15 protein-coding genes and 2 pseudogenes are annotated in these 16,394 nt (G+C 62.8%); 8 read left to right on the forward strand and 9 right to left on the reverse strand.

Going from position 1 to position 16,394, the window contains the following annotated elements; translation table 11 throughout:
• The 8 genes from K7H91_RS11210 to K7H91_RS11245 form a co-directional block, all read left to right on the forward strand.
• Nucleotides 1-865, forward strand: an 865-nt coding sequence (locus K7H91_RS11210; protein ID WP_230720318.1) for a dihydroorotase, incomplete at its 5' end; no start/stop codon positions are given.
• Entirely contained in the window at nucleotides 862-2,109 is a 1,248-nt protein-coding gene (locus K7H91_RS11215) for a Zn-dependent hydrolase (RefSeq protein WP_230720319.1), read from the forward strand. The genes K7H91_RS11210 and K7H91_RS11215, both read left to right, overlap by 4 nt.
• A gap of 3 nt (nucleotides 2,110-2,112) precedes the next feature.
• Nucleotides 2,113-3,204: a DUF917 domain-containing protein gene (locus tag K7H91_RS11220; RefSeq protein WP_230720320.1), complete on the forward strand. Its 1,092-nt coding sequence runs from the start codon at nucleotides 2,113-2,115 to the stop codon at nucleotides 3,202-3,204.
• Between the two features lies 1 nt (nucleotide 3,205).
• Nucleotides 3,206-4,864 (forward strand): urocanate hydratase, encoded by a 1,659-nt coding sequence (locus K7H91_RS11225; protein WP_230720321.1) that lies wholly within the window; start codon nucleotides 3,206-3,208, stop codon nucleotides 4,862-4,864.
• A gap of 63 nt (nucleotides 4,865-4,927) precedes the next feature.
• Nucleotides 4,928-5,932 carry a hypothetical protein gene (locus K7H91_RS11230; protein ID WP_230720322.1) on the forward strand — a complete coding sequence of 335 codons (1,005 nt, stop codon included), beginning with the start codon at nucleotides 4,928-4,930 and terminating at the stop codon, nucleotides 5,930-5,932.
• A 27-nt stretch (nucleotides 5,933-5,959) separates the two neighbouring features.
• On the forward strand, nucleotides 5,960-6,517 hold the full coding sequence (locus K7H91_RS11235) for a TRAP transporter small permease (protein WP_230720323.1): 558 nt from the start codon (nucleotides 5,960-5,962) through the stop codon (nucleotides 6,515-6,517).
• Nucleotides 6,517-7,809, forward strand: a complete 1,293-nt coding sequence (locus K7H91_RS11240) for a TRAP transporter large permease (protein WP_230720324.1) — start codon at nucleotides 6,517-6,519, stop codon at nucleotides 7,807-7,809. Before K7H91_RS11235 ends, K7H91_RS11240 begins: the two co-directional genes overlap by 1 nt.
• A 99-nt stretch (nucleotides 7,810-7,908) precedes the next feature.
• The gene (locus K7H91_RS11245) at nucleotides 7,909-9,576 is read left to right on the forward strand and encodes an HAL/PAL/TAL family ammonia-lyase (protein WP_230720325.1); all 1,668 of its coding nucleotides are present in this window, start codon (nucleotides 7,909-7,911) and stop codon (nucleotides 9,574-9,576) included.
• 177 nt (nucleotides 9,577-9,753) lie between these two features.
• On the opposite strand, the pseudogene K7H91_RS11250 reads toward K7H91_RS11245, so the two are convergent.
• From K7H91_RS11250 to K7H91_RS11290, 9 genes and pseudogenes are all read right to left on the reverse strand, one after another.
• A pseudogene (locus K7H91_RS11250) lies at nucleotides 9,754-9,861 on the reverse strand (IS5/IS1182 family transposase); the annotation flags it as partial.
• Nucleotides 9,846-10,132: pseudogene (locus K7H91_RS11255) on the reverse strand (Tn3 family transposase); the annotation flags it as partial. The pseudogenes K7H91_RS11255 and K7H91_RS11250, both read right to left, overlap by 16 nt.
• A 185-nt stretch (nucleotides 10,133-10,317) precedes the next feature.
• Nucleotides 10,318-11,664, reverse strand: coding sequence for an MATE family efflux transporter (locus K7H91_RS11260; RefSeq protein WP_230720326.1), 1,347 nt, complete (start codon nucleotides 11,662-11,664; stop codon nucleotides 10,318-10,320).
• Nucleotides 11,665-12,024: 360 nt separating this feature from the next.
• Complete coding sequence (locus K7H91_RS11265) at nucleotides 12,025-13,146, reverse strand: PLP-dependent cysteine synthase family protein (protein WP_230720327.1); 1,122 nt, start codon at nucleotides 13,144-13,146, stop codon at nucleotides 12,025-12,027.
• The gene (locus tag K7H91_RS11270; RefSeq protein WP_230720328.1) at nucleotides 13,143-13,517 is read right to left on the reverse strand and encodes a RidA family protein; all 375 of its coding nucleotides are present in this window, start codon (nucleotides 13,515-13,517) and stop codon (nucleotides 13,143-13,145) included. Before K7H91_RS11270 ends, K7H91_RS11265 begins: the two co-directional genes overlap by 4 nt.
• A complete protein-coding gene (locus K7H91_RS11275) occupies nucleotides 13,514-14,101 on the reverse strand; it encodes a peroxidase-related enzyme (protein WP_230720329.1) in 588 nt (195 codons plus the stop codon). Before K7H91_RS11275 ends, K7H91_RS11270 begins: the two co-directional genes overlap by 4 nt.
• Nucleotides 14,098-14,586, reverse strand: coding sequence for a hypothetical protein (locus tag K7H91_RS11280; RefSeq protein WP_230720330.1), 489 nt, complete (start codon nucleotides 14,584-14,586; stop codon nucleotides 14,098-14,100). Before K7H91_RS11280 ends, K7H91_RS11275 begins: the two co-directional genes overlap by 4 nt.
• Entirely contained in the window at nucleotides 14,583-15,872 is a 1,290-nt protein-coding gene (locus tag K7H91_RS11285; protein WP_230720331.1) for a TRAP transporter large permease, read from the reverse strand. Before K7H91_RS11285 ends, K7H91_RS11280 begins: the two co-directional genes overlap by 4 nt.
• Nucleotides 15,869-16,390, reverse strand: coding sequence for a TRAP transporter small permease (locus tag K7H91_RS11290; RefSeq protein WP_230720332.1), 522 nt, complete (start codon nucleotides 16,388-16,390; stop codon nucleotides 15,869-15,871). Before K7H91_RS11290 ends, K7H91_RS11285 begins: the two co-directional genes overlap by 4 nt.
• Nucleotides 16,391-16,394 lie beyond the last annotated feature (4 nt).

Consider the following 16,394-nt stretch of genomic DNA (forward strand, 5'->3'; position numbering starts at 1 on the left):
GCAAGGATCAGAGACCAAACCATCAAACAGAGTTGATGACGATTATGTGCGCGCAGCAATCGCCGAGGTCGAGGCTGCGGGCATCACCGACTGGCGCGCCCACGGCCTGTCGCGCCCGCAACTGGCCGAAACGCTGGCAATGTTGCAGATCTACGAAACCGGCGCGGAGACCGGCTGCCCGGCCCATGTCGTGCACTGCTCGGTCGCGCGCGGCTACGAAATTGCCGAGAATTACCGCCGCCAGGGCTTCTACGCGACCGCCGAATGCTGCATCCACTATCTGACGCTGGACGAGGAAAACGATGTCGCGCGTCTGGGCGGCATGGCCAAGATCAACCCGCCGGTGCGGCCGCGCCGCGAGGTCGAGGCGATCTGGCGTCATGTCGCCGAAGGTCGTGTTTCCATGGTCTCGACCGACCATGTGAGCTGGGCGCGCGAGCGCAAGATCGATCCGGAAATACTCAAATGCGCCTCCGGCGTTCCCGGGCTCGAGGTGATGGTGCCACTGTTCGTCAAGGGCGCGATGGAACGCGGCGTCCCGCTGTTCTGGGCTGCCCGGCTGATGGCCGAAAACCCGGCGCGCCATTTCCGCCTCGATCATCGCAAGGGCGGCATCGAAGTCGGCCGCGACGCCGACCTGACCGTGCTTGTCGACCGGCCCGCCGTCTATGAGGCCGCCGCCAGTGCGCATTCGGTTGCCGACTGGTCTCCCTATGACGGCATCGCCTTGCCCTGGACCGTGGCCGCGGTCTGGCATGAAGGCAGGATGGTGTTCGACGGCAACGCGGTTCTGGCCGCACCGGGCAGCGGCGGCTTTGTCCGCCCGCCCGAAACGCTGGGCCTGCGCCGGGAGTTGCACGCATGAAACGCAATCTCCACGCCTCACAGGATCGGATAACCGCTGACCTGACTGCGCTTTCCGCGATCACCGACACCGAAAGACCGTGGACGCGGCGCGCCTTCTCGCCCCTGTTCGACGAGGGGCGTCGCTTCCTGTGGGATCGTTTCAAGGCGGCGGGCCTTGATGTTTCGCTGGACGCCGGCGCCAATCTGACCGGAATTCGCCAGGGAATCGCGCCGGACTCCGGCACGATCATGCTGGGGTCTCATTCCGATACCGTTCCCGATGGCGGGCGCTTCGACGGCGTTGCCGGGGTCGTCGTGGCGCTTGAGGTGGCTCGCATTCTTGCAGACAGGGGCGTGATGCTGCGCCACAACCTTGCCATCACCGACTTTCTGGCCGAGGAAGTGTCTATTTTCGGTGTTTCGTGCATCGGCTCGCGCGCCATGGCCGGTGTTCTGCCGCCCGCCTGGCTTGAGCGCCAGAGCGCCGGTCGCGATCTTCGCCGTGCCATTGGTGATGTCGGCGGCAATGCCGAGGCTCTCACCGGACCGTTGCGCCTCGATCTCAGCGCCTTTCTGGAAATGCACATAGAACAGGGACCCGTGCTGGAACGCGAGGGGCTGAGCCTTGGCATGGTGACCACGATCGTCGGCATAACCCGGGTGGAGGTCAGCATCACCGGGCGACCCGAACACGCCGGCACGACCCCGATGGATGGCCGCGCCGACGCCCTGGCTGCCGCCTCCGAACTGGTCCTTTCAATCCGCGCGAAGGCCGTTGAGATGACGGCAGCGGGGCGGCATTTCACCGCGACGGTGGGCGAGTTCGAGATGAAGCCCAATGCCGCCAATGTCGTTCCCGGCCATGTCCGCATGCTGATCGATATCCGCGCCGAGACCGAGGCCGACATGGAGGCCTTTCTACGCTGGATCAAGGACAGCGAACAGGATGGGCATCAAAACGGCATCGTCATCGAGACCCGCAAGATTTCTGAAAACGATCCGGTGCGCCTTGATGACGCTCTTGTCGACGCCCTGTCCGACGCGGCTTCTGCGCTGGATATCGGCCACCGGCGCATGGTTTCCGGCGCCGGCCACGATGCAGCGTTCATGGCCCGGCTCTGCCCGGCGGCAATGGTGTTCGTACCCTGTGTCGGCGGGCGCTCGCATTGCCCGGAGGAATGGGCCGACGCGGCCGATCTGTCTCTTGCCGCCGAGGTCCTGGCGGATACCGTAATCTCGATCGACGCGAACAAGGAAGGATAACAGATGGCACGCGTTCTCACCGAAAAGGATGTGGAACCCGCCGTGCGCGGCGGCGCGGTCTATGCCGCGGGCGGCGGAGGCTGGGTGCATCACGGGCGCATGCTTGGCCGCGCGGCTGTCAATGCAGGCGCGCCGGAATTGGTCTCGGTCGAGGAGCTTGACGATGATGACTGGGTCGCCACCGCCGCCGCCATCGGCGCGCCCGCCTCGACCACGCCCTGGGAGATGCGCGGCGTCGATTATGTGAAGGCGGTTGAGCTCCTTCAGGAGGCGCTCGGCGCGCGCGTCGCGGCGCTGATGATCGGGCAGAACGGTAAATCCTCGACCCTCAACGCCTGGCTGCCTTCCGCCATTCTCGGCTGCAAAGTGCTCGATGCGGTTGGCGACATGCGCGCCCACCCGACCGGCGATATGGGCGCCATCGGCATGGCCGGACGGCCGGAAGAAACGATCCAGACCGCCGTCGGCGGCAATCGCGCGCAAAACCGCTATATCGAGCTTGTCGCCAGAGGCGCCACGGGCCGCGTCTCGCCGGTTCTGCGCACCGCCTCGGATATGTCCGGCGGCTTTATTGCCTCGGCGCGCAACCCGGTACGCGCGTCCTACGTCGCCCGAAATGCGGCCCTTGGCGGAATTTCGAAGGCGCTGGAACTGGGCGAGGCGATTCTGGCGGCCGAACCCAGGGGCTCCTCCGCCATGCTCGATGCCATCGCCCATACAACTCGCGGAAGCTATATCGTCGAAGGAGAGATCACGGCAAAGAACGTGACCTATACCAACGAGGCCTTCGATGTCGGAACCGTGACGATTGGCAGCGGCGACCGCGCCGTCACCTTGCATGTGATGAATGAATATATGGCCGTCGACGCGGCAGACGGACGCCGTATCGCCACTTTCCCCGACGTTATCACCACGCTTTCGCCCGACGCGGAACCGCTGTCAGTCGGCGAGCTGAAGGTGGGTATGAAGATCCATGTCCTGCACGTGCCGAAAGCGCTTCTGCCGATCAGCGCCGGCGTTCTCGATCCCGCCGTCTATGTTCACCCGGAAAAGGTCATGGGCATCGACCTGACCTCTTATGCCTTGGAGGGCTGACATGCCGAAGGACAATCCCCGCCATCCGGCTTTTCCGATCCCCTCCGGCCCGACGCTTCGCGCCAAAGGCTGGCGGCAGGAGGCCCTGTTGCGCCTGATGGAAAATGTCCTGGCCGTCGGCGAGGACCCGGCAAATCTGGTGGTCTATGCCGCTCTGGGCAAGGCCGCGCGCAACAAGGCCGCACATGATGCGATCCGTCAGGCACTGATCGGCATGGACGAAGACCAGACCCTGGTGATCCAGTCGGGCAAACCCGTCGGCCTGATGAAAACCAGTCCCGAGGCGCCGATCGTGATCATGGCGAACTGCAACATCGTCGGGCAGTGGGCCAGGGCCGAAAACTTCTATGATCTGGAACGCAAGGGATTGATCTGCTGGGGCGGCCTCACCGCCGGGGCATGGCAGTATATCGGCTCGCAGGGCGTTATTCAGGGGACTTATGAGATATTCATGCGGATCGCCGAGCGCCGTTTTGCTGGCAGTCTTTCCGGCCGTTTCATCTTGACCGCCGGTCTCGGCGGCATGGGCGGCGCCCAGCCGCTGGCCGGACGGATGGCGGGCGCTGCGATCCTATGCGTTGAGGTCGATCCCGCCCGCGCGGAAGCGCGGAAGAAAATCGGTTATCTCGATGAAATCGCACCGGACCTCGACGCAGCACTCGCGCGGATCGAGCAGGCCCGCGCCGAAGGTCGTGCGGTCTCAGTCGGGCTCGTCGGCAACGCCGCGGAGATTTACCCCGAGATCGCCCGGCGCGGCATCACCCCCGATATCGTGACTGATCAGACCTCGGCGCACGATCTGGTCTATGGTTATATCCCCGAGGGGTACGACATCGAGCGCGTGCGCCGCCTACGCTTGCAGAACCCGGACGAACTGATCGAGGCCGGCCGCGCTTCAATCACGCGACATGTCTCGGCCATGCTGGATTTTCAGAAGAGCGGCGCCGAAGTGTTCGACAATGGCAATCTGATCCGCACGCAGGCGCAGATCGGCGGTGTGGAGAATGCCTTCGACATTCCGGTCTTCACCGAAGCCTATCTGCGGCCGCTGTTTTGCCGCGCGATCGGTCCGTTTCGCTGGATGGCGCTGTCGGGCGAGGCTTCCGACATCGGCAAGATCGACGATCTCGTGCTCGAAATGTTTCCCGACAACAGGATCGTCACCAACTGGATCCGGCTTGCGCGTGAAAATGTTCCCTTTGAAGGACTGCCCGCCCGTATCGCCTGGCTTGGCCATGGAGAGCGCAGCGCGCTGGCGCGCGCGGTCAACCAGATGGCCGCGACCGGCGCGTTACAGGGGCCGGTTGCGTTTTCCCGCGATCACCTTGACTCGGCCGGGATGGCGCATCCCAATATCATGACCGAGAACATGCGCGACGGCTCCGATGCGATCGCCGACTGGCCGCTTCTGGACGCGATGCTGTTATGCTCGTCCCGCGCCGATCTCGTCACCGTGCATTCCGGCGGCGGCGGCTATGCCGGCTATATGACCTCGGCCGGCGTCACGATCGTCGCCGATGGCACCGAGGCGGCCGACCGTCGCCTCGAAATCGCGCTCGACAATGACACCGGGCTCGGCGTCATCCGCTATGCCGATGCCGGCTACCAAGACGCGCTGGACGAGGTGGCGCTTAAAAAAATCAACCATATTCCCGTCTGATCCTCCGGAGTGACGGGAGACGCATGCACAACCGAAAAATACCAATCAAAGAGGGAAATGATCATGAAACTGAAGACCATTCTCACAGGCGCATTGCTGTCGGTCACGCTGGCCTCTGCCGCCTTTGCCCAGGAGGCGACCGATGAGCTCAAATTCTCATCCTTCCTGCCGGCCTCGACCGTGAACAACGCCGTATCGGTTCCGGCATTCATCGAACGCGCCGAAGAGCTTTCGGACGGCGCCTTGCAGATCAAGCTTTATGCCGGCGGCTCGCTGGTTTCGGGCGGCGAGGTGCAGCTCAAGATCGTGCAGGACGGCATAGCCGATATCGCCGAAATCCCGATCCCCTACACGCCCGGCCGCATCGAAGGCATGGATGTCTTCGAGCTTCCCAATCTCGCGCGCTCCAACTCCGACGGTTCGCTGGCGACGCTGGCGCTGATCGAAGAGGGCAAGATCACCGGACTGGATGATCTCGTCGTGCTCGGCGTGTTGCAGGCCGGCCCTTATTTCATCCACACCAGCGAGGAAATCGACAGCCTGCGCGACCTGCGCGGCAAGAAACTCAGGGTTTCAGGACAAATGCAGGCACAGATCGTCTCGCGGCTGGGCGCGGTCCCGGTTTCGAATATTCCGGCCACGGGGCTGGCGGAGAATATCAGCCGCGGCCTGATTGACGGCGCGCTGGTCGATACCGGCAATCTCTACAATTTCGGCATCGGCGATCTCGTGCATTATCACGTCACCAACCTTCCGCTGGGCTCGTTCACGGTGTTGTGGGCAATGTCGCGCGATCGCTATGAAAGCCTGTCGCCGAAATCACGCGAGGCGATCGACGCGCTGCGCGGCGAGTGGTTCACCGAAGTGCTGGGCGCCAACATGGACAAGCAGACCGATGAAGTGACGGCGCGGCTGGAAGCATCGGGCGATCACCATTTCGTCACCTTCAGCGAAGCCGATATGGAGCGGGCCGACAAGGTGCTGCAGCAGGTCGTCGACAACTGGGTCGCCGCCGACCCGGCCAATGCCGATACGCTGGAAGCCGCGAAGACACACCTGGGCAAATGATCGCCCAGCCGGGAGAAGGAACGCGAAATGGCCAGGCTGTCCAATATGCTTGCGGTGGTGGGCCTAAGCGCCCTTCTGGCGGTGACCGCCCTGACCCTGTTCGATATCGCGCTGCGATCGGACATCGTTTACGGCCTGCGCGATCTTTCCCCCGGCTTCGACAATTTCGTGATGAACTCCGGCATTGACGGCTTGTCCGATCTATATGCCCCGCTCGGCATCGTCGCCATCGCCTTTTGTTTTCCGGCGATGGCAGCGGGCCGCAGCGCGATCACGGTGCGCTTCCTGATTGACGTCTTGCCGTGGCGTCTGCGCGAGACTCTGGATGTCTGCGGACACCTGTGCCTGCTGGCGATGTTCGCGCTGATGGCGTGGTGGGTCAGCGACTATACGCTCGACATCTGGCGCTCGGGGGAAACGACCTGGCTCCTGAACCTGCCGCGCTGGCCGGCATGGGCGCTCGCCTCGCTTGCCTTGTGGATGTCGACACTGATCCAGTTCGTCGTTCTGGCGCGGCAATGCGGACGGGCGATTTCGGCATCCGAGCCACCCCCTCTGGAAAACGCCGCGGAAGGAGCGGAATGATGTCGGACATCATGATCGGAGCGGCAGGTCTCGTAACGCTCTTGGCCTTCATTCTGGTCGGCGTCCCAATCGCCGCATCAATGGCTATCGTCGGCACGCTCTTCACCCTTTTCCTGACCTTCGAAGCCTCGGTCTTCTCGATCTTTGGCGTGGCGACGGTGCAGTCACTTTCCTCTCAGGAATTGCTGATCATTCCGCTGTTTATACTGATGGGTGGCTTTTCCATCATTGCCGGAATGTCCTCGGAGATCTATCGGCTTGCGCATGCCTGGGTCGGACATCTGCGCGGCGGCCTGGCGCTGACGACCGTGGGCAGCAGCGCCGCCTTCGGCGCGATCTGCGGTTCATCCGTTGCCACCACCGCGACCATGGTCCAGATCGCCCTGCCGGAAATGCGGCGGCGCGGCTATTCCGATTCCCTTATCGCCGGTTCCATCGCCGGCGGCGGAACGCTGGGTTCGCTGATCCCGCCCTCCGTGGTGATGGTCGTCTATGCCATCCTGACGCAGCAGAGCGTGCTGTCGCTGTTTCGCGCGGCAATCGTGCCCGCCATTGTCGCAGTGCTGTTTTACGCCATCGCCGTGCGCGTCTATATCGCCGTTCACGGAGACACGTCGGAAACCCTGGCCCGCGCCACCTGGAGCGAGCGCGCCAAGGCGACGGGACAGGCCAGGCTGACCATGCTGGTCGGCGTGATCATGCTTGGCGGCATCTACAGCGGCATTTTCACCGTCAACGAAGGTGCGGCGGTCGGCGTTGCCCTGGTGTTCGCGACCTGCATCGTGCGGGCACGTCTGACCCGCAGCAATTTCATCGACACGCTCAAGAAGGCGGCCTCGAACGTCGCCATGATCTATCTCATTCTGATCGGGGCCGAGATCTACAAGAGCTTTCTCACCCTGTCGGGCCTGCCCGAGGCCGCGATCGCCTGGGTCGGCGGCATGGGACTGCCGCGCGAGGCGGTGCTGATTATCGTGATCCTGCTCTATATCGGCCTCGGCTGCGTGTTCGATGCGATGGCGGCGATGATTTTGACGATGCCGTTCATCTATCCGCTGATCGTCGGGCAACTTCAGTACGATCCGATCTGGTGGGGGATCATGAATGTGATGATCATCGAGATCGGCATGATCACGCCACCCGTCGGCATCAACCTGTTCGTGCTCAATGGCATCCAGAAGGACCTCAAACTGCGCGATATCTACCGCGGCGCGTCGTTCTTCATCGTCGCCGACGTGCTGCGCATCATTTTCTTCCTGCTGTTTCCCGGCCTGGTTCTGCTTTTCGTCTGAGCCGGACGACAGCGTCTGTGCCGTTAATGCGGCACCTCAGCGTATACCGGCCGCGGTAAGGCCGGATCTGCCATTCAAACAAAACAGAGGGTGACCACGATGAGTTTTATGTTCAGAATTTCGAGACAGCTTATCGCCGGCAGCGCCGGCCTCGCGATCTGCCTTGCCGCAGGTGCGGCACTCGCCGACGACTGGGTGATCGCAGGGCAGGACATGACCTTGGAAGATATTGCCGGTATCAGCCATGACAAGGATGCGCGGATAACCCTTACTGGGCCAGCATCCGAGCGCATCGAGCAGGGGCTCGACCTGGTCATGGAGGCGGCGTTGCAGGGCAAGGCCGTCTACGGCTTGACCGTCGGCGTCGGCTGGAACAAGGATCGTCCAATCTTCGCGATGGAGGACGGCAAAAAGGTGCTGGATGCGGACTTGCTGGAGATGTCGCGAACCTTCAACCTCTCCTCGCTGCGTGCACACGGCGCCGGCATCGGAGATCCGATGCCGGTGGACGATGTTCGAGCGGCCATGGCAATCCGCCTGAACCAGATCGCGACGGGGCGAACCGGCGTGCAGCCGGCGGTGGCGGAAATGTACCGTCGGTTTATCGAACAGGGCATCACACCGGTCGTGCCCGAACGCGGTTCGGTTGGCGAGGCCGATATCACGCTTGCGTCTCACATCGGACTTGCAATGATCGGCGAAGGAGACGTGTTTGTCGAAGGCGAACGGATCTCCGCCGCACAGGCGCTGAACGATGCTGGCATTGCCCCGCTGGAGCCGATCGGCAAGGACTTCCTGTCGATCCTGAGCACGAATGCGCTCACTGTTGGCCGGGCGGCTCTGCTGAGCGAGGAGGTCAGGGAGTATCTCGATCTTCAAACCGCGATCTTCGCACTGCAACTGGAAGGTTTTAACGGCAATATCGCACCTTTCCTCGCCGAGAGCGCCGAGGAGCGGCCCTTTGATGAAAACATTACCGGCGCGGAAAAGGTCCGTAGCGCGCTCAAGGGTAGCTATCTCTGGGAAACCTCCGCCGGCCGACCTTTGCAGGACCCTCTTTCCTACCGGACGATGGCCTATGTACTGGGCGGTGCCTATGTGGCATTGCAGGATTTGCAGGACGCGCTCGAAATCCAGACCAATCACAGCGACGACAATCCGATGGTGGTCGTCGGCTCAGTCGATACGGACGCCTCCTCGCAGGTCGCCAGCTATCTGATCGAAGGCGATGTCTCGGGTGCGATCTATCCGAGCGCGAATTTCGAAATGCTGCCCATTGCGACGCGCATCGAGGCTTTGAACACAGCTCTGGTCCGGCTGTCGCAGGCGATCACGATGCAGACCATTCGCCTCGAAAACCCCGAAATGACGGGGCTTTCCCGCTTCCTGGCGGCAGACGGCAATGCGGGTCACGCCTTCGGCGCGATCCAGAAACCGCTTGTGTCGCTGCTGGTCGAAAACGCGCAGATCGGCGCGCAAGCGCCGGTCGCGTCGATTGCCATGGCGGGCAATATCGAGGACCTCAACAGCAACGCACCGTTGTCTGTCGACAATCTGGCGCGGATTCTGGACAATATGTACTGGATGTCGTCGATCGCGTTGCTCCACGCCGCGCAGGCCGTGGATCTGCGCGATAGCCCGGCGCTGGGAGAAGCCTCGGGCGCGCTGCTTGAGGCCTACCGCGCGACCGTACCCTTTGTCGAGCAAGACCGCATCTACACCATCGATTTCGCCAACGGCTACGAATTCTTGCGCAATGGTGGATAAAACAACCGCATGGCCGGTACCGGCGTCGCGTCGGCCCGGCCTTGCCTGTTCTTTCTAGGTCCGCAATTGAAGGCTTTGGACATCTGGCCCAACCCTGCGGTCAGAACAAGAGCAGTCCGGAGTCGCGACAAGGCCGAACCGAACATGATCGTTGCCGTTAGAGCCGGATTCAAAAGTTCATGATGGGAAGCAATATCGTGCAAGGCGTCTGGTCATAACCGTGATGCTTGCGACCCATGTTGTGGTGCTTGCGATGGACTTCTCCCAATCCTTGGCGAGGCGACGGCCCGTTCGCTATAGACCGTATTCCAATGCACGATCGCGTTGACGACAAGATTGAGGCCGGATGCGCGAAATAAATGGCTTTCGAACAATCGGTCGCGGATTTCGCCGCGCTCGCGGAAGAAAGCAGTGCGCTTCAGCTCGTGCGCAGCTTCGCCTTTATTCAGGCCGGCCTGGCAGTGGCGGCGCAATGATCGGCTGGTTTACCATTCGATCATGAACAGTGATCGCTCGATCCGCCGAGTTCCCGTAGCGCTCTTGCGAGCTGGCTTTCTACAGAGATGCGGACGGCTTCTGTTATTTGACACGGCACCGGGCCCCACTCGCCTTAAATATTTCAAAGTCTTATTGTGCTGACCGGCGTCGAATCCACATGCCGATTTACAAGTAGTGGTTGGCTTGAGAGACAGAGGAGCGAACAGGTTTCCTGCAATCCGCGTCCTCCTTTTTCCCGGACGTTCAACGGTGCTGTGTGCCCGATGGCGAAAAGGTCCGTTCCGCCAGCTTCGGCAACGTCAGCCGGAAGAAGATCGAGCGCGCGCCCTGGAACAGCAGCATCGCCATCCAGAGCCCGTGATTGCCGAATAGCGGCTGCAGCACCGCCCATGCCGCGAAATAGCAGGCGAGCGACGCCAGCATCAGCGTGCGCATCTCGCGCGACCATGTCGCGCCGATGAATACGCCGTCCATCTGGAACGCGATCACGCCGATAAGCGGCATGATCGCCGCATAGGGCAGATAGGTGTGGGCGAGCGCCTGCGTCTCCGGGATCGGCGCGATCAACGCCACAACCATGGGCCCGGTCATAAAGAAGATCGCCGATACCACGAGCGCCATTGCCACGCCCCAGAGCGTGGTGAGCTTGATGACGCGATCGAAGGCCGGGCGATAGAACGCGCCGACGGCACGGCCAGCAAGCTGTTCAGCGGCGGTCGCAAAACCGTCGAGGAAGGCAACGCCAAGGAAATAGTAACGCAGCAGCACGGTATTGGCGGCCAGGATGTCGGTGCCCAACACGCCTGACTGGCGGGTGAAGAAGGAAAGCCCGATCAGAAGCGCGAAGGAGCGGATCATCATGTCGCGGTTGACCGAGAACATCCGCTTGAGGGCGGAAAGGTCGGGCCACTCCCAAAGCTGCCGGTCGGTGCGCCGAAGGATGAGGGCCGCGCCGATCACGGCCGTCAGCCCCTCGGCGATCAGGCTCGCCGCACCCGCTCCGGCCAGTCCGAAGCCCAGCCACAATACGCCGGCAAAGGCCAGAAACAGGTTCAGTGCATTCAGCGCCACCTGCAGAAGCAGCGCGGTTACCGCTTCGCCGCGACCGATCACCCAGCCGAAGACCACGAAATTGAACAGCGCGAACGGTGCCGACCACACCCGCCAGGCATAATACGTCCAGGCCGCTTCGCCCACCGCGCCTTCGGCATCGAGCGCTGCCAACCCCAGATGCCCGATCGGCACGTGCAGCAGGAGAATGAGCAGGCCTGCGACGAGCGCGATCAGGATGCCCCCAAGCAGCATGCGTTGCTCCTGGCGGCGGTCGGCCGCGCCGACAGCTTGCGCGATGAAGCCAGTCGTCGCACCGCGCAGGAAGTTGAAGGTGGTGAACAGGACATCGAAGATGACGGCAGCAAGCGCCACGCCGCCAATCAGCACCTGATCGCGCAACTGGCCGACCACGCCGGTCGCGGCGAGGCTGACCAGCGGCGTCGAAAGATGGGCGACCATCATCGGCAGCGCGATCGTGAAAACCTGCCGGTGCGTTACCTGAAAGGGGCGCGAAACCCGACCGACGGTATTCTCCACGATAAGCTGTTCCCTGCTGGCACAACGAACGACTCGAAAAACGGACTCGGTTTTCGGCACGCGCGATGCGTAGATTCAATAACTTCGGAGCGCCCTTGGGGGTCCAAATGGACGCACGATGCTCCAAGCGATCCGCCAATCATAGCTGGCTGGTCCAGCGGAAAAGACAAAACATGGATTAGGGCGAGAATCTCCAACTCGTCAAGAGCGCTCGCCGGTGACCGGCTTCAGGCGATGGCGCCAGTCGAAACCGGCATTCTCCTGAGTACCTAAACAGTTGAAAAAATGTGAGTACCGCCGCCATGCCCGACGTGAAGACCTCTCATCCTGGCCTCTCAACCCAAACCGGAAAGACGCGGCTCACGCTTCGCGCAATTCTCCGCTATCGAGAAAGCGCTCCAACTGATCGACATAGGGCGCAATGTCGAGGCCGTTTTCCTTCAGCCAGTCGGGGTTGTAATAGGTATCGGCGTAGCGTGCGCCGCTGTCGCAGATCAGGGTGACGAGCGCGCCTTCGCGCTTTTCGTGCATCATCTGCGCCGCGATCCGGCAGAGGCCGAAGAAATTGGTGCCGGTCGAGCCGCCGACCTGGCGGAAGATTCGCTTTGAGAGCACGTGCATGGCAGCAAGCGATGCTGCGTCGGGGACCCGGATCATGTGGTCGATGACCGTCGGCAGGAAGGAGGGTTCGACGCGCGGCCTGCCGATGCCCTCGATCCGGGAGCCGTCATTGCGGCTGATGGTGCGGTCGCCGCTGACATAGCTGTCATAGAACACCGAGTTCTCGACATCGACCACGCAGAGCCGTGTCGGCAGGTTGCGGTAGCGGATATAGCGGCCGATCGTGGCCGAGGTGCCGCCGGTTCCCGCGCTCATCACCACCCATTCGGGCGTGGGATGCTCCTCGTTTTCCATCTGCGCGAAAATGCTCTCGGCGATGTTGTTGTTGCCGCGCCAGTCGGTGGCGCGCTCGGCGAAGGTGAACTGGTCGAGATAGTGGCCGCCGGTCTCGGCGGCGATCCGCTGCGCGGCCTCGTAGACCTCGCCGGAGCGTTCGACCAGATGGCACTGGCCGCCGAAGCGTTCGATCGCCTCGATCTTCTGGCGCGATGTGGTGCGCGGCATCACGGCGATGAACGGCAGATGGAGGATGCGGGCAAAATAGGCTTCCGAAACCGCCGTTGAGCCCGACGACGCCTCGACCAGCGTGGTGCCCTCGCGGATATGGCCGTTGCAGATGCCGTAAAGCACCAGCGAGCGGGCGAGGCGATGCTTCAGGCTGCCGGTCGGGTGCGTGCTTTCATCCTTCAGATAGACCGAAAGACCGGCAAGGCCGGGAAAGACCGGCTTGATCAGATGGGTGTCGGCGGAGCGGCGGGCGTCGCCCTGTAAAAGCCCGATGGCGCGGCGCGCCCAGGCCCGCTCGGCGCAGGCCGGCAGCGCGATGTCCAGACTGTCGGTCAGGAGGCTCTCGCCGCTCATAGCGCGATTACCGCCTCGACTTCGACCATCGCCCCCTTGGGAAGGGCCGAGACTTCATAGCAGGCGCGCGCCGGGAACGGCTCGGCAAAGGTCTTGCCGTATTCTTCGTTGACGTCGGCGAAGCCGGAAAGGTCGGTCAGAAGCACGGTAGTCTTGATCGTCTTCGTCAGGTCGGTTCCGGCTTCCTCGGCAATCGCCGCGATATTCTTCAGGCATTGCCGCATCTGCTCCACCGCGCCACCTTCCACGAACGCGCCGGTTGCCGGATCGATCGGAAGCTGACCCGACACGAACAGCAGATCGCCATGGCGAACGGCCTGGCTGTAGGGCCCGATGGCGGCGGGTGCCTTGTCGGTGGCGATGGCTTTCATGGCGATGTCCTCTTCTCTTCATTGTCGGAATGGCCAAGCGGGTGCATCAGCCGGTTGGCCCAGCCGAATATAGCAATAGCATGAATGAGGTCGATGATCTCGAAGGGTTCGAGGCCTGCGGCCTTCAGCGCCGCGATATGGCTTTTGTCGGCTTTGGGCGGTGTCGCCGTCAGCGCCTCGGCGAACGCGACGATCGCGGCATCGCGGCCCGACAGCGCAGCGCGATTCTCGGTCCAGAGCGCGGCTATAACGTCGGATGAGCCGGACAGGCGAATGTGCTGGCGGGCGTGGACATTGGCGCAGTAGCGGCAGCCATTGACCTGGGATGCGGCCAGCGCGCCAAGCTCGCGGTCGGCGCGCGGCAGTCCGCCCTCGGCATACATGATCGCGTTGAACAGCGTGGTGCGCGCGACATAGCTTTCGGGATCATGGGCAAGGGTGCGCACATAGGGCGAAACCTTCTTCGCCGACGGCGTCACCTTCATCGCTTCCAGTTGTTCCGGTGTGGCGTCCTCGATCTCGACCGGCGGCAGATGCGGATGCCAGGTGAGCGGTTTGATGCGGATGGCTCCCAGAGCGCTCATGCACCTTCCTCCAACAGTGAAAGGCCGTGGGCGACCCTGATCTGAAAGCAGGCAAAGGCCAGAAGCTCGGACAGCGCGATCACCTGCGACACGCTCAGTCCGGCCTCAAGCAGCGCATCGAGGCTTTCGCGGGTGCTTGCGCCCGGATTGGCGGCGATCATGTCAGCATGGGCGGCGATCGCTGCAAGGCGATCGTCTTCCGGCATCTCACCGCGTGAAAGCGTGGCCAAGGCCTCGTCTTCCGGCACGGGATATTCGGCGAGCAGGCGTTCATCGTCCGCGGTCAGCGCCACCCGGCGGGCGATCGCAGCGCGCAGCGCCGGCGATAGGCCGAGATCGTTTTGAGGGGTGAGAACCGCCGCGCGGCAGTCTTCCGCGCCGTTCAGGAATTCGGGACGAAGCGCGCGAAATTTGTAGATTTCGCCCTCGTCGGCAAGGCCGCCGGCGCGGTCCAGCGCGTCGGGCCGGGCATGGTGTATAGTCATTGCGGTCCCATGATGAGATTGGGGAGCCAGAGCGTGATTTCCGGCACGGTCGCCAGCAGGATCAGCACGACGATCGGCGGGATCAGCAGTGGCAGGATCGATATCGCCAGCTTTTCGAAACGCACGCCCGAAACGGCCGACATCAGGTAAAGCCCGACGCCGAGCGGCGGCGTGGCGATGCCTAAAAGCAGGGCAAGGGTGATCACCATGCCGAACTGCACCCGGTCGATGCCGAAGGCATCGGCGGCGGGCAGAAGCAGCGGCAGGAGAATGATCTTGGCCGGCGTCGCCTCCATGAAGCAGCCGATGATGACCAGCAGCACGATGGTGAAGGCCATGAACACCCACGGCTTGCTGATCGCCTCCAGAATGCCGGAGGCAAAGGCCTGCGGCACCTGCTCGAAGGCAAACAGCCAGCCCATGATCTGGGAGACGCCGATGATCATCATGATCAGGGAGGAAAGCACCGCACTTTCGGTGAGCGCGTCGCGCACGCCCTTCCATGTCACCGTGCGATAGAACAGGCCGATCAGCAGCGAATAGCCGCAGGCGATCACGCCGGCTTCGGTGGCCGTGGCAAAGCCGAAGATGATGGCGCTCAGGATGATGGCGGGCGCGATCAACGCCGGCAGTCCCTCGAGCGTGGCGCGGCGGATATCGCCGATGCTGGCGCGTTTCTCACGCGGCATCGGCGTCCAGATCGAAACGACGCGGATATAGAGGATGAAGGAAATCGCCACGAGAATGCCGGGAATGATGCCGGCCAGAAACAGCCGAGCCACCGATTGGTTGGCAAGCCAGGCATAGACGATCAGGCTGATCGAGGGCGGAACGATCGGCCCGACAAGCGAGGTCGCGACGGTCAGCGCCGCGGAGAATTGAGGCGAATAACCGCGCTCGCGCATGGCCTTCACCTCAAGCTGGCCGAGACCGGCGATATCGGCCGTGGCCGCGCCCGAAACGCCCGCAAACAGCAGCGATGCGACGACGTTGACATAGGCAAGTCCGGCGCGGAAATGGCCGATCAGTGCCAGACAGAAATTGAAGATGCGATCGGTCAAACCAATGGTGTTCATCAGATTGCCGGCCAGCACGAAGAACGGGATTGCGAGCAGCGCCGGCTTTGCCGCGCCGTCTAGAATCTGTTGCGGGACGACGATGCCCATATCGCCGAAACCGGCCCAGTAGAGGCCGATAATGGCGCCGGCGCCGATGGCGACGGTCACCGGCACGCCGATCAGCATCAGCAGCACGAAGCCGCCGATGACAATGAGGCCGAGGGTCATTCGACGGCTCCTTTTTCGACCGGTTCGATATCACGCGGGAACGCTTCGGCCCGGCCGGTGGCGATCTCGATGAAGGACAGCAGGAAATGCAGGAACACCAGCGATGCGGAGACGAACAGCGGCAGCGACTGGGTCCAGATCGGCAGGCCGGTGCCATCCATCGGCGCGCGCTGCAGCGAGATCAGCGCCGGCGCGCCGCGCAGGATCGCCGCCATCACGCCCATGCCGACAAGGCAGGCGAACATGCCGCCGACCCGCCGCCCGACGGGCGGCAGGCGCGACATGAAGATATCGACAACCACGTCGCGGCGGTTGCGCATATAGACGAAGAAGCCAAGCAGCAGCATCCAGATGAACAACAGCAGCGTCCACGAGAATATCCAGCCGAAGGCGTGATCGAACACCGCCCGGAAGGCGACGTTGAAAAGGTTCAGCGCCACCATGACGGCGAGACAGAGGGTCGCCAGCCCCTTGAAGAGGCTGGCGATGGCGTCAAGAAACCCGTCAAGCGCGCGCATCGAA

This window comes from Martelella mediterranea, from assembly GCF_021021415.1.
Taxonomy (GTDB): domain Bacteria; phylum Pseudomonadota; class Alphaproteobacteria; order Rhizobiales; family Rhizobiaceae; genus Martelella; species Martelella mediterranea_C.